This is a genomic window from Pseudomonas sp. Leaf434 (assembly GCF_001425545.1).
Classification (GTDB): domain Bacteria; phylum Pseudomonadota; class Gammaproteobacteria; order Pseudomonadales; family Pseudomonadaceae; genus Aquipseudomonas; species Aquipseudomonas siliginis.
Map to the genome: position 1 here is coordinate 209,301 of NZ_LMQZ01000008.1, position 13,419 is coordinate 222,719.

At 59.8% G+C, this 13,419-nt stretch carries 14 protein-coding genes; 9 read left to right on the forward strand and 5 right to left on the reverse strand.

Going from position 1 to position 13,419, the window contains the following annotated elements; genetic code table 11:
- The gene (locus ASG55_RS15765; protein WP_056788079.1) at positions 1 to 1,353 is read right to left on the reverse strand and encodes a lysozyme inhibitor LprI family protein; all 1,353 of its coding nucleotides are present in this window, start codon (positions 1,351 to 1,353) and stop codon (positions 1 to 3) included.
- 217 nt (positions 1,354 to 1,570) lie between these two features.
- Here ASG55_RS15765 and ASG55_RS15770 point away from each other — a divergent pair, with 217 nt between their 5' ends.
- The 4 genes from ASG55_RS15770 to ASG55_RS15785 all read left to right on the forward strand — a co-directional run bounded on the left by ASG55_RS15770 (position 1,571) and on the right by ASG55_RS15785 (position 6,865).
- Positions 1,571 to 3,175, forward strand: coding sequence for a tetratricopeptide repeat-containing response regulator (locus ASG55_RS15770; protein WP_016773603.1), 1,605 nt, complete (start codon positions 1,571 to 1,573; stop codon positions 3,173 to 3,175).
- Entirely contained in the window at positions 3,172 to 3,864 is a 693-nt protein-coding gene (locus ASG55_RS15775) for a sensor histidine kinase (RefSeq protein ID WP_016773604.1), read from the forward strand. The genes ASG55_RS15770 and ASG55_RS15775 overlap by 4 nt, the downstream gene beginning before the upstream one ends.
- Before the next feature lie 307 nt (positions 3,865 to 4,171).
- The gene (locus ASG55_RS15780) at positions 4,172 to 5,413 is read left to right on the forward strand and encodes a glutamine synthetase family protein (RefSeq protein WP_177342727.1); all 1,242 of its coding nucleotides are present in this window, start codon (positions 4,172 to 4,174) and stop codon (positions 5,411 to 5,413) included.
- A gap of 69 nt (positions 5,414 to 5,482) precedes the next feature.
- A complete protein-coding gene (locus tag ASG55_RS15785; RefSeq protein WP_056788086.1) occupies positions 5,483 to 6,865 on the forward strand; it encodes an MFS transporter in 1,383 nt (460 codons plus the stop codon).
- 73 nt (positions 6,866 to 6,938) lie between these two features.
- On the opposite strand, the gene ASG55_RS15790 is transcribed toward ASG55_RS15785, so the two are convergent.
- The 4 genes from ASG55_RS15790 to flgA form a co-directional block, all read right to left on the reverse strand.
- Positions 6,939 to 7,685 carry a flagellar brake protein gene (locus ASG55_RS15790; protein WP_041479276.1) on the reverse strand — a complete coding sequence of 249 codons (747 nt, stop codon included), beginning with the start codon at positions 7,683 to 7,685 and terminating at the stop codon, positions 6,939 to 6,941.
- 92 nt (positions 7,686 to 7,777) lie between these two features.
- The gene (locus ASG55_RS15795) at positions 7,778 to 8,245 is read right to left on the reverse strand and encodes a flagella synthesis protein FlgN (protein WP_041479278.1); all 468 of its coding nucleotides are present in this window, start codon (positions 8,243 to 8,245) and stop codon (positions 7,778 to 7,780) included.
- Between the two features lie 48 nt (positions 8,246 to 8,293).
- Positions 8,294 to 8,620 (reverse strand): flagellar biosynthesis anti-sigma factor FlgM, encoded by a 327-nt coding sequence (gene flgM, locus ASG55_RS15800; protein ID WP_016773609.1) that lies wholly within the window; start codon positions 8,618 to 8,620, stop codon positions 8,294 to 8,296.
- 162 nt (positions 8,621 to 8,782) lie between these two features.
- Complete coding sequence (flgA, locus tag ASG55_RS15805) at positions 8,783 to 9,544, reverse strand: flagellar basal body P-ring formation chaperone FlgA (RefSeq protein ID WP_073472167.1); 762 nt, start codon at positions 9,542 to 9,544, stop codon at positions 8,783 to 8,785.
- Between the two features lie 82 nt (positions 9,545 to 9,626).
- On the opposite strand from flgA, the gene ASG55_RS15810 reads away from it, so the two are divergent.
- The 5 genes from ASG55_RS15810 to flgD all read left to right on the forward strand — a co-directional run bounded on the left by ASG55_RS15810 (position 9,627) and on the right by flgD (position 13,394).
- Complete coding sequence (locus ASG55_RS15810) at positions 9,627 to 10,559, forward strand: chemotaxis protein CheV (protein WP_016773611.1); 933 nt, start codon at positions 9,627 to 9,629, stop codon at positions 10,557 to 10,559.
- 46 nt (positions 10,560 to 10,605) lie between these two features.
- Positions 10,606 to 11,433, forward strand: coding sequence for a protein-glutamate O-methyltransferase CheR (gene cheR / locus ASG55_RS15815; RefSeq protein ID WP_016773612.1), 828 nt, complete (start codon positions 10,606 to 10,608; stop codon positions 11,431 to 11,433).
- Positions 11,434 to 11,792: 359 nt separating this feature from the next.
- The gene (gene flgB / locus ASG55_RS15820; RefSeq protein WP_016773613.1) at positions 11,793 to 12,203 is read left to right on the forward strand and encodes a flagellar basal body rod protein FlgB; all 411 of its coding nucleotides are present in this window, start codon (positions 11,793 to 11,795) and stop codon (positions 12,201 to 12,203) included.
- A gap of 3 nt (positions 12,204 to 12,206) precedes the next feature.
- The gene (flgC, locus tag ASG55_RS15825; protein WP_016773614.1) at positions 12,207 to 12,650 is read left to right on the forward strand and encodes a flagellar basal body rod protein FlgC; all 444 of its coding nucleotides are present in this window, start codon (positions 12,207 to 12,209) and stop codon (positions 12,648 to 12,650) included.
- Between the two features lie 15 nt (positions 12,651 to 12,665).
- Positions 12,666 to 13,394 (forward strand): flagellar hook assembly protein FlgD, encoded by a 729-nt coding sequence (gene flgD / locus ASG55_RS15830; protein ID WP_016773615.1) that lies wholly within the window; start codon positions 12,666 to 12,668, stop codon positions 13,392 to 13,394.
- The last annotated feature ends 25 nt before the right edge of the window (positions 13,395 to 13,419 follow it).

The window sequence follows — 13,419 nt, forward strand, 5'->3', positions numbered from 1 at the left end:
TCAGTCGCCGTTCAGTTCGACTTTGCCGAGAGTGCTGCTGACGTCGGTGACATGCCGACGGCCGTGGACTTCGTAAGTAGTCCCGCTCGCCTCGACGCCCGGCTTGCGCACGGCCAGTTGAGCGAATAACCCCGTCTTTTCGCTGTAACTGCCGAACCAGTCAATCAGCGCTCCGATGTAGCATTCGCCGCCGATCATTACCGGCAAATCAGCGATCTTTTCGATGGTGTAGTGCCCTGGACCGTAGCTGTAGTAATCGTCGTCTCCGGCACCCGTGGGAGGAATTGGGCAAAGGGGCGCGTCAGGGTTTGAGTCCGATGCGATTTTCATTGCCTGAGTGATGGCTTGGTTGAGTGCCTCGTGCAGATCCGCGTCAAGCTCGTAGGTGCTGGTGCCATCCTCTTTATGTTGAGTCGTGGGCACCTGCAGGGCGTAACTGTAACGCACGGACACCTTCGGCACCTGACGATTGACCTTCAGCGGATTGAGCAGATACAGGTTGTCGACACCGTAGGCGCCGTTTCGGTAGGCGGCATAGATTCTGTCGTGAAGCTTGATCCAGCTGATTGCCTGATTGGCGCCACGGTCGTTGGTGTAGAACAGCGAGCTTTCCGGCTCGACCGATCTTTTGACGAACCGCTCGCCCGTGCGGCGCCAGGTTTCCACGTAGGTGAACAAGCCGGTGCCGCCTGCGTATGTGTCGACGATAAGGTCGCGCTGGCCATCATGGTCCAGATCCAGCAGTGCGTAGGAAGACCGTCCGGTCTCGGCGGCACCGTCGATGCTTGACGCGTTCAATGCTTTCCATTCGTCCTCGCCCACGCCTTTGGGGCGCGACTTGGGGAAGGTGGTTTGCTCGCCGTAGCTGTCGACTGGATCGCCCGCGAACGATGTCTGCGAAGACTCGAAAGCCCGTGCGGCCAAGGCATGTTCCAGCGCAAATTCCGGGTGGCCTTTGCTCTCGGCACGAATGCTCTCCTGCAGATCGTTCATCGCCTGAACATCCACGGTGTCCGGCTGCCACGCCACGGCGTGTGTCCACTGTGCCTTTAATATTTGCAGTCGCTGGCGGTAGCTGCCATCCAGGCAAGCGACATCGTCCGCGCAGGCGTTGCGGGTTTTCAGCCAGGCGCGCTGGGTGCGCTTGAGCTCAGGTTGCGTCGCTGTGGCAGCTGACATCAGTTGGCGATACAGCGTGCCCATCTGCGCGTCCAGCTCATAGAGCGTTTTGTTCGCGCAAATCGTGTTTTCCACGTCGTTCGCCGCTTTTTTGCAATCCATCGCTGCCGCTGTCGCTTGCTGGACAAAGACAAGCAAACACGCTGACAGGATGTAGCGTCCCTTGATGTACACGATTCAGTCCTTATGCAAATCCTTGAGCAGGCGCGCAGAGTAATACTCCAGGCAACATTCTTGAAGCTCCACCCTCAGGCCCCGGCACTTTTGGCCGATAACCCGAACGGTGAGTTCAGGCTCGCGCGAAATCGCTTGATGGCGCATGGCCTCCAGCTATCATCTGCGCGCCTGAAATCGCCTCGGTTCGTTTTCTTCAATTGCCTGGAAATCTTCGATGTCGTCGTATCACCAAAAAAGCTTTCTGATCGTCGATGATTTTTCCGATTTCCGCAGTTCCGTGCGTTCGATGTTGCGTGAGCTCGGCGTCAAGGATGTCGATACCGCCGACACCGGTGAACAGGCGCTGAAGATGTGTTCGCAGAAGTCCTACGATTTCATTCTTCAGGACTTCCACCTCGGCGATGGCAAGAAGAACGGCCAGCAGGTGCTCGAAGACCTGATGTCGGAAAAGCTCATCAGCCACGAAGCCGTTTTCGTCATGGTCACCGCCGAGACCAGTCAGGCGATGGTGCTCAGCGCGCTGGAGCACGAGCCGGATGCGTACCTGACCAAGCCTTTCAACCGTTCCGGACTGGCCCAGCGTCTTGAGCGTCTGGAACAACGCAAGACTTTGCTCAAACCGATTCTGCAGGCCCTTGATCGCGGTAAGCCGGTCGAGGTGCTCAATGCCTGTATTGCCTTGTGCAAACAGGACATCCGCTATTCGCCGCTGTGCCTGCGCTACCGCGCCGACGCCCTGCGTGACATGAACCAGAACGAAGCGCTGGAGCGGCTCTACGACGGCATCATTGCCGACCGTCCATTGCCGTGGGCCTTCGCTGGATTGGGCAAGTTGCTGTTCAAGCGCGGGCAGGTCTCGCAGGCCAAAGAAGTTTATGAAAAAGCCTTGAAAGTCTTTCCGATGATGCCGGCGCTGTATGACGGCATGGCCGATGTGCTGGTGGCCGAAGGCGACAGCAAAGGCGCGCAGCGAGTGCTCGAAGAAGCGATCCGTCTGTCGCCGCTGGCGGTGCGCCGTCAGGCGCTGCTCGGCAAACTGGCGATGGCCAACGAAGATTTCGAAACCGCCTCGCGGGCTTATCGTCAGGCCGTGGCGCAGGGCGCGCAGTCGCGTTTCAAGGACCCGGAAAGCAATCTCGGCCTGGCGCACGCGCTGATCAGCAAGGGTAGCGATCGCGGGCTCGACACGCGCACGCGACTGGAGATCAACACCACCCTCAGCGCTGTGGCCAAAGAAAACCCGAGCGACCCCGGTCTGCAGATTCGCGCGCGTTTGATGAAAGCCACCAGCCTGTTGCTCAACGACGCCGAAACCGCCGACAAGCTCACCGAACAGGCGCTGATGCGCCTCGATGGCATGGAGCAATTCATGAGTCCCGAGGCGGCGTTGCTGGTGGCCAAGCAGTTGCAGATGCTCGGTCAGGCCGAGGCGGGCACTTCGATGCTCAAGAGCTGCGCGGAGATCTACGGTGATGACCCGGCGGTGATGAAAGACATTGCCAAGCTCACCGACGATCCGACGATTCTCAGTTCGAGCAACGCTGCGGCCGATCTCAACCGTCAGGGCGTGCGCGTGTACAAGACCGGCAATCTGGTCGAGGCCCGCGAAGTGTTCCGCAAGGCGCTCAAGCTGCAACCGAAAAACATCAGTATCGCGCTGAACCTGGCCCAGTCGCTGCTGCACGGCACCGACACCAGTGTGCCGTCGGCGGAGCTGGAAGAATGTCGGGCCTGCCTGAAACTGGTGGGCCTGATGCCCGACACCGACGCGCGGTTTGCGCGTTATCAGAAGCTGAAAAGCAAGGCGTTTGGCGAATGAACCCAATAGATCCGGCGCTGGATTTTTCCACGGTGATTGCCTCCACCGTTCACGACATGAAGAACTCTCTGGCCATGCTGATGCAGGCGCACAGCCAATGGCTGGCGCGTCTGCCGAAAGAGCTGCGCGACGGCTCGGAGCAGGGCGTGATCGACTTCGAGTTCGCCCACCTCAACGGCATGCTCGTGCAGTTGCTGGGGCTGTACAAACTTGGCGTGAATCAGTTGCCGCTGCAGCCGGCGTATCACGAACTCGACGATTTCATCGAGGCGCAACTGGCCGCGCATCAGGAAGTGTTTGCCAGTCGCGGCATCATCGCCACTTATGAAGTCGACCCGTTGAGCCCGCTGGGTTTCTTCGATCGCGAGCTGATCGCCTCGGTGCTCGGCAACTGCATCAACAATGCGATTCGCTACGCCCGCGAGTCGTTGCTGATTACTGTCAGCGACGAAGCCGGGCAACTGGTGTTGAGCATCAACGACGATGGCGACGGCTATCCGGCAGAGATGCTCGAGCGTCAGGCCGATTATGTGCAGGGCATCAATCACAGCAGCGGCAGCACCGGCCTCGGTCTGTATTTCGCCAATCGCATCGCGGCGCTGCATCAGCGCAACGGCGTGGAAGGGCGCACCGAAATCAGCAATGGCGGGCCGTTGGGCGGTGGGGTGTTCAGCCTCTACTTGCCCTGAGGTCTGGTGTAGGAGCTGCCGAAGGCTGCGATCTTTTGATTTTAAAAAGCAAGATCAAAAGATCGCAGCCTCGTTGCACTCGTCAGCTCCTACGTCTCCTGCACAAGATCGGGATTTTTGTGGGCGCTGCTTGATATTCCGAACAGCCGCAGCCTATTTTGTCCGGGTCGCCGTTCGCGGCTCGCACAACAACAAGGATTGCGTCATGACAACCGATGGCCAGGGTTCACTCGCGCAGCGATTGACCGGCATTGATGAGATTGAATGTGTCACCCCGGATCTGAACGGTGTGCCACGGGGCAAGGTGATGACCGCCGAGGGTTTCCTCGAAGGGCGGCGTTTGCAGTTGGCGCGGGGTGTGCTGCTGCAATGCATCATGGGCGGCTATCCGCCGGCGCGGTTCTATGGCAGCGATGACGGCGATCTGGCGCTGGTCGCCGATCCTGCGCAGATTCACCGTTTGCCCTGGAGCGACGAGCCGCGTGCCATGGCGATTTGCGACGCCGACGAACTGAGCGGGGGGAGCTCAAGTCTCTCGACCCGTGGCCAGCTCAAAGCGGTCATCGCCCGTTACGCCGCGCACGGTCTGGCGCCGGTGGTGGCGACCGAACTGGAGTTTTTTGTCTTCGCACCGAACACCGATCCGACTCAGCCGTTCCGTCCGCCGGTGGGCCTCGACGGCCGCCGCGAGGATGGCCAGTCGGCCTTCAGCGTCAATTCCAACAACGGCCTGCGGCCGTTCTTCAGCGAAGTGTATAAATGCATGGCCGCCCTCGGCCTGCCGCGCGACACCTTCATGCATGAAATGGGCGTCAGCCAGTTCGAGATCAATCTGCTGCACGGCGATCCGCTGCTGCTGGCCGATCAGACGTTCCTGTTCAAGCATCTGCTCAAGGAGGTCGCGCTCAAGCATGGCCTGAGCGTGGTGTGCATGGCCAAACCGCTGGCGCACACGCCGGGCAGTTCGATGCATATTCACCAGAGCATCGTTGAGATCGGCAGCGGCAAGAATGTCTTCACTGACTCGAACGGCGAGCCGACGTCGATGTTCCGCCACTTCATCGGCGGGCAACAGGCAGGCCTCGCCGATTTCACCGCACTGTTTGCGCCCAACGTGAATTCCTATCAGCGCCTGTGTCATCCGTACGCGTCGCCGAACAATGCCTGCTGGTCCCATGACAATCGCGCCGCCGGCTTGCGTATTCCCGCCAGCTCGCCGGCCGCACGTCGGGTCGAAAACCGCTTGCCGGGCGCCGACGCCAATCCGTATCTGGCGATCGCCGCCAGTCTGGCCGCGGGTTTGCACGGCATCGAACAGGAGCTGGAGCCGAGCGCGGCAATCCAGGGGGAGTTCGCCGTGCCGGATAATCTGGCCTTGCCGTGTACCTTGCACGCCGCGCTTGAGCGTCTGAAACGTAGCCAGTTGGCGAGGGAACTGTTCGGGTCGGAGTTCATCGAAGGCTACATCGCTTCGAAGACCATGGAGTTGACCAGCTTCTTTGATGAAATCACTCCCTGGGAGCGCCGTGTACTGGCCGCCCAGGCCTGACGTATCGCTGCTGCCGGGCTGTCGTTCTGACCGCCCGGTATTTACTGCAAGGAGCCGCTCGGAACGCCGATGCGCCAAATCTGGAAATCCTTTCGAGCGCTGTATTTCGCCTCGCTGATGATGTTGATCGGCTCAGGCCTTCTTTCTACTTATCTGGCTTTGCGTCTGGCCGCCGACAATGTCGACGGGCTGTGGGTCGGTGCGCTGATGGCGGCCAACTATTTCGGTCTGGTGCTGGGCGGCAAGATCGGCCATCGCCTGATCGCCCGGGTCGGGCATATCCGTGCCTACTCGGCGTGTGCCGGGATCGTCGGCGCGGCGGTGCTCGGCCATGGTCTGGTGGACTGGCTGCCGGCGTGGCTGGTGCTGCGGACCATCGTTGGTCTAGGCATGATGTGTCAGTACATGGTCATCGAGAGCTGGCTCAACGAGCAGGCCGACGCCAATCAGCGTGGGCTGGTGTTCAGCGGTTACATGATCGCTTCGTATCTGGGCCTGGTGCTGGGCCAGCTGATTCTGGTCATGCACCCCGGCCTCGGGCTGGAACTGCTGATGCTGGTGGCGCTGTGCTTTGCCCTGTGCCTGGTGCCCGTGACGCTGACTCGACGGATTCACCCGGCGCCCCTGCATCCGGCGCCGATGGAGCCGCGCTTCTTTATCAAACGTGTGCCGCAATCGCTGAGCACGGTGCTCGGCGCCGGTCTGATCATCGGTTCGTTCTACGGTCTGGCGCCGCTGTATGCATCGCAACAGGGGCTGACGACCGAGCAGGTCGGTCTGTTCATGGGTAGCTGCATTTTTGCCGGCTTGCTGGTGCAGTGGCCGTTGGGCTGGTTGTCCGACCGTTATGACCGCGCATTGCTGATTCGCTGCTTTGCCGGGTTTCTGGCGGTGGCGGCGTTGCCGTTGGCGATCATGCCGCAGGTACCGCTGGAGGTGTTGTTCGTCGTCGGCTTCTTCTGTTCGCTGGTGCAGTTCTGCCTGTATCCGCTGGCGGTGGCGTTCTCCAATGACCACGTCGAAGGCGATCGCCGGGTGTCGCTGACCGCGATGTTGCTGGTGACCTATGGCGTCGGCGCGAGCATCGGGCCGCTGCTCGCGGGTGTGCTGATGAAGTTTCTCGGCAGTCAGAGCCTGTATGCGTTCTTCAGTTTCTTCGCGTTGGTGCTGGTCTGGCGGATTCGTCCGAAAGCAGTCACCAACCTGCATCAGGTCGACGACGCACCGCTGCATCACGTGGCAATGCCGGACAGCATGTCGAGTTCGCCGCTGGTGGCGGCGCTTGACCCGCGTGTTGATGAGCAGGTGGTGCAGGAGCAGATGGTGCAGGATCCGGCGCCGGTCACTCCTGAGCCAGAGCCCGAAGTGCAGCCGGAAGCAGTCGTTGAAACCGAACTGGACAGCGGCAATGACGATAAGCCTGCGCCGGATATCAGTGGTGGCAGGCCTTGAGTCGCACATAAACATCGGCGCATAAAAAAGGGCAGTCCCGCACAGGACTGCCCTTTTTATTGGTCGCTGCGACTCAGAGATCGTCTTTGTCGAAACGCCGTGCTTCACGCTGCAACTGGTAAACGAAACGCTCGACGTTGCGCGCAGCCTGGCCACTGATGTTGTGGAAGCGCAGACCGGCGAAGGTGATGTTGAGTTTTTCTTCGAAGTGCAGGTAGCGCAGCTCGACCGATGTTGGCTGATTGCCGAACAGCGGCGGGGCGATCAGGCGGTCGTAGACCTGGCCCAGTTGCAGGCGATCAGTGATGTCGCCTTCGAAACGGAATTTGCAGCCGGTGGCGGAGATGTCCAGCAGCTTGCCGTGCAGAGGAACCTTGAGCTTTTCGCCGCCCAGTTCAACGCTGACCAGGTCGGTGAGTTTCAACGCAGCGCGGAAGGCGTTGCGGCGCTGGTGGTAGACCACTTCGCTCGGCAGGTCGCCGGTGTAGAAACGGTCACCGTCGGATTCTTCGATGTTCAGCGTGCCGTTGCATTCCCAGGCGATGCGCACGCCGTCATGAAAGCCTTCGACCTTGAACGGCTCGCCAGCCTGGAGGAAGCGTTCGCCATCGCGTGGGATCATTTCGTCCAGGGCGATCGTTGCGGTTTCGCGATCAACCTTGATCAGGTAACTCTGAAAGCGCTGGCTGCGTTCATGGAAGGTGATGATCAGCGGATCGTGGCTGTCTTGCAGCTGGCGCAGGTTGCTGGAGATTTCCAGTGGCGTGGTGAGCACCTTCGGAGGCTGTGGAGCATCATCCGCGCTTAGGGTGTTGGACACGGTTCTTCAATCTCCAGACAAAATAAGACTACGACTGGCCAGTATTTTGCCAGCATGTTGCGCAGGTGGATAGTACAGGGTCAGCGAATGGCTCATGCCTGGCTGAGCGTTCGCGGCTTGACCGGTTTGGCAAAGGTCCCGCTGGCGTCGTACAGCGCTGGCGGCTCACCGCCGGTGAGGATCTTCAGCTGATTGGCCGTGGTCGCCTGCTGGATCTGGATCGACTGGCCATTCTTGACGTTGGCAGCCTGGCACTGGGCGATCAGCGCGGTCAGGGCATCGCCCTGGGTCAGCAACTGGTCGCCAATGCTCGACTGGCTGGCCAGTTGCTCAAGACCTGTGCGATCGGTCGGCAGGTTGAGGCTAGCGAGGATTTCGCTGCGCTTGCGGCCATGCTGCTCGAGCAGAATGATCAACGCTTGCTTGGTCGCCAGAATTTCTTCCAGCAACGGCATGTCGCGACCATGCAAAGCGAGGGATTCGGTTTGCAATAACTCCAGCAATTGTTGCGCTGGAGCAAAGTCGTCGTTGATCAGTTGCAATAAGTTAGTGTCGTGCATGGCTGGCCTTGGGGTTTAAGCGTCCAAAAGCCTGGCGCCGGCAAAAGCCTAGCGCTGGGCTTCGAAGTTGAGCAGTTTGCTGGCTACACGGTTGCTGTCGACTTTATAGCTGCCATCGGCAATCGCGGCTTTCAACTCGGCCACACGGGCTTTGTCGACAGCAGGCTGATCGCGCAGCTTGTCAGTGACCTTCTGCAACTGTTGAGCCTCATTGCTGAGGTGTACCGACTCCCCGCTTTTGGCGACATTGGCCTGTTCGGCCTGGGTATTCAGCGGCGCGGAGGGGCTGTTTTCAGCGCTTTCCTTGGCGTTGCTGGTACGTGTGCTGCCGGTTAGTGACGAGGAACTGTTCAATCGGTTGAAATCGATAACCATGATAAAAAACCTCTGGGAATTTGGACGCTTGCCATGTTTTCGGCTATCCCCTGAAAAACTTTAGGCCCAATCAACCATAAGCTTGCATGCGCCGTTGCGAGACCTGCTGCGGCACAGTTTAGGGAAGCGACGGGATCGGCGCCAGTTTTCTCCACGAGGCTTTTACATGGCCACTTCGACCTGTCCCGGCGCAATCACCTGCGCCTTGATAACTCTTTGAGAATTAAGGTTTTTTACTCGAATCTGTTCTTTCATGCCGCCATTGGAGAGCGCTTCCCCCGGCATGCGTACGGCAAGGGTGCCGCTGCGTGCGGTGATCACCACCTGGTCACCCTTGCGGACCACTTCGGCCTGTTCCAGATGCACCAGAGTTATGACCTGATCGGCGACCGTTGGTCGGGTAAGTTTCTGCCCGATCGCTTCGTCGACCGAGGTCAGGAAACCCTGGTTGATCGTGCTGACGTCGCGCTCGCGCAAGGTCACGTCCTGCGGCTCGATAATGCCCGCGCGTTTCAGCGGACGAGTGGTCGTCACGATCTCGCGAAACAGGCGGACTTGAGCGGGTACGAACACCGTCCAGGGCGAGCTGCCTTCGCAGCGAACCTTCACCGTGACGCGGCCCAGCGGGCGTGCCGGGCTCTCCAGCGTGGCTGTCAATTCCTTGTCGCACATGGGCATGCGCATGCGCGGGTCGAGCTGGTTGACTTCGATTTCGTAGCGGCCTTCGGTTTGACTGGAAGCCAAATAGTCTTCTACGGTGAATTCAAGAAAGCCCTGAGTCACGCCGATAAGCATATCAGGCAAGGTAACCGCATCTGCATGGGCAGGACTGCCAGCAAGCAAGCAGCAAACGGCGGACACCGCGCAAAGCCCTTTGCGAAGGGAAGATGTCAGGCGTCGGGAAAATGTCGTTTGAGCGTTCATACGAGTTAAAAAGCAAGCGCCGTGCCGTTTAGCAATGAATGTGCGTCGCAACAACACTTGGCGTTGGTGTAGGAGTCTGGGCATGGCTGGTGTAATGGATTCGGTGAACCAGCGCACGCAACTGGTAGGGCAGAATCGCCTCGAGCTGCTGTTGTTCCGTCTCGACGGGCCGCAGCTCTACGGGATCAACGTGTTCAAGGTACGGGAAGTGTTGCAATGCCCGTCGCTGACCTTGATGCCCAAATCCAGTCCTGTCGTGTGCGGGGTAGCGAATATACGGGGAGCGACCATTCCGATCCTGGATCTGGCAATGGCAACGGGCTCCGGTGCGTTGAAAGACAAGAACAGTCCGTTCGTGATCATCACGGAGTACAACACCAAGACCCAGGGTTTCCTGGTCCGCTCGGTGGAGCGCATCGTCAACATGAACTGGGAAGAGATCCATCCGCCACCCAAGGGCACCGGTCGCGATCACTACCTGACCGCTGTGACGCGGGTCGACAACCAGTTGGTCGAAATCATCGACGTCGAGAAGGTGCTGGCCGAAGTGGCGCCGACGCCGGAAGCGATTTCGGTGGGCGTGGTCGATGTCGAGACGCAGACCAAGGCGTTGTCGCTGCGGGTGCTGACGGTCGATGACTCGTCGGTGGCGCGCAAGCAGGTCACGCGTTGTCTGCAGACCATCGGTGTCGAAGTGGTGGCGCTGAACGACGGCAAGCAGGCGCTGGATTACCTGCGCAAGCTGGTCGACGAGGGCAAGAAGCCGGAAGAAGAGTTCCTGATGATGATTTCCGACATCGAGATGCCGGAGATGGACGGGTACACCCTGACGGCGGAAATCCGCGGCGACGCACGCATGCAAAAGCTCCATATCATCCTGCATACTTCGTTGTCGGGGGTATTCAATCAGGCGATGGTGAAGAAAGTCGGTGCTGATGACTTTCTGGCCAAATTCCGTCCTGATGACCTCGCATCCCGGGTAGTCGACCGGATCAAAGCAGCAGATATCAGCTAGGGGCCTTCTGCCCCTGGCGGTCAACACGATTTAAGAGGCGGCATCATTGTCTACGGGTAATTTGGATTTCGAACAGTTCCGGGTCTTCCTGGAAAAAGCCTGTGGCATTCTGCTCGGTGAAAACAAGCAGTATCTGGTCTCGAGCCGTCTCAACAAACTGATGGAGCAGCAAGGCATCAAGTCCCTGGGTGAGCTGGTGCAGCGCATCCAGACCCAGCCGCGCAGCGGTTTGCGCGAGCAGGTGGTCGATGCCATGACGACCAACGAAACCCTGTGGTTTCGCGACACCTATCCGTTTGAAGTCTTGAAGAACAAGGTACTGCCGGAAGCGATCAAGGCCAGCCCCAACCAGCGTCTGCGGATCTGGTCGGCGGCCTGCTCGTCGGGACAGGAACCGTACTCGCTGTCGATGTCGATCGACGAGTTCGAGCGCAGCAACCTGGGTCAGTTGAAGATGGGTGTGCAGATCGTTGCCACTGATCTGTCGGGCCTGATGCTCAACAACTGCAAGACCGGCGAGTACGACAGCCTGGCGATCGGTCGCGGTCTGTCGCCGGAACGCCTGCAACGCTACTTCGACCCGAAAGGGCCGGGGCGCTGGGTGGTCAAGGCGCCGATCAAGAGCCGGGTGGAATTCCGCTCGTTCAACCTGCTCGACAGCTACGCGGCGCTGGGCAAGTTCGACATCGTGTTCTGCCGCAACGTACTGATCTACTTCTCTGCCGAAGTGAAGAAGGACATCCTGTTGCGCATTCACAGCACGTTGAAGCCGGGCGGGTATCTGTTCCTTGGCGCTTCGGAAGCGCTGAACGGATTGCCGGATCATTACCAGATGGTTCAGTGCAGCCCGGGGATTATCTACAAGGCGAAATAAGCGGTTTGCGCTGATACAAAAACGGGAGGCCCGCAAAGGCCTCCTTTTTTTATGCCCGAATTATTTTCCACGAAACCCCTGTGGGAGCGAGCCTGCTCGCGAAAGCGGTCTGTCCATAAGACAGTTGGCGCCTGACACGCCGCCTTCGCGAGCAGGCTCGCTCCCACAGGGATCTGCGCTGACCTGGCAACGACGGCAAGCGGCAGAAAAGCGGCATCCGGCGGTAACCGGTTGCCGCTTTTCTGGCATTGCCGCTTTGCCTGTCAGGCGCAAAGCCCCGGAATACGGGGCTTTGTTCATTTGGCACGGCGCTTGCTAAAGCTCAGATACGAAAAACCGGTCACCTGAAGGTTCCCGACATGAGCATCAGCTTCGACAAAGCGCTGGGCATTCACGAAAAGGCATTGGGCTTCCGCGCCCAGCGTGCCGAAGTGCTGGCCAACAACATCGCCAACGCCGACACCCCGAACTACAAAGCGCGGGATCTGGATTTCTCCAAAGTGCTCGAAGCACAGACCGAGAAGACCAAGACCGGCGGCCACTTTGCCCTGAACATGACCAACAGCCGGCACATCGAGGCTGAAGGGCTGGGCAACGGCGACGAGTCGCTGATGTATCGCACGCCGATGCAGCCTTCGATCGACCAGAACACCGTCGACGCTCAACTGGAACAGTCGAACTACGCGGAAAACGCCGTCGGCTTCCAGGCCAGCTTCACCTTGCTCAACAGCAAATTCAAAGGGCTGGTGTCAGCCCTGCGCGGAGAATAATCCATGTCCCTGTCCAGCGTTTTCAACATTGCCGGCAGCGGCATGAGCGCGCAGACCACGCGTCTGAACACCGTGGCGTCGAACATCGCCAACGCCGAAACCGTTTCGTCGAGCATCGACCAGACCTACCGCGCCCGTCATCCGGTGTTCGCCACCATGTTTCAGGGCGGCCAGGCCGGCGGCAGCAATTCGCTGTTCCAGAACCAGGACGCGGCCGGGCAGGGCGTGCAGGTGCTTGGCGTCGTCGAAGACCAGAGCAACCTCGAAGCGCGCTACGAGCCGAACCATCCGGCCGCCGACGCCAAGGGCTACGTCTACTACCCGAACGTCAACGTGGTGGAAGAAATGGCTGACATGATTTCCGCGAGCCGCTCGTTCCAGACCAACGCGGAAATGATGAACACCGCCAAAACCATGATGCAGAAGGTACTGACCCTCGGTCAGTAATAAGGGGCGACTGCCATGAGCGTTACGGATACCACCAGCAGCCTGAGCATGAACGACATCCTGGCCAACTCGTCGAAGAAGGCCAGCAGCACGACGTCGGGCGGCATCGCTTCGGCGACCAACAGTGCCACCGGCGGCCAGGCGCTGGGCAAGGATGCTTTCCTGCAATTGCTGGTCACCCAGCTGAAAAACCAGAACCCGCTCGACCCGCAGGACAACAGCGCCTTCGTCGCGCAGTTGGCGCAGTTCAGCAGCCTTGAAGGCATCACCACGCTGAACTCCACTGTCAGTGGCCTTGCCGGCAACTACAACTCGTCGCAGGCGCTGCAGGCGTCATCGCTGGTCGGTCGCAACGTGATCGTGCAGACCAACACCGCCCAGCTCGATGACCCGAGCAAAGGCCTGACCGGTTCGGTCACCGTGCCTTCGTCGATTGCCGGCGGCACCGTGACCATCACCGACAAGGACGGCAAGACCGTGCGCACCATCGACCTGGGCAGCCGCGCTGCCGGCGATGCCAGTTTCACTTGGGACGGCAAGGACACCGCCGGCACCGTGGTTCCGGTCGGCACTTACACGTTCAAGGCCAACGCACCGATCAACGGCACCGCGACCGACCTGGCGACCTACCTGCCGGCGACCGTCAACAGCGTGACGATCAGCCAGACCGGTGGCGAGCTGATGCTCAACCTGGCCGGCAAGGGCACCGTTGCCCTGTCCAAAGTACAAACCATTGGTATATAGAGCCGACTAACCCGGCACGAAGGAG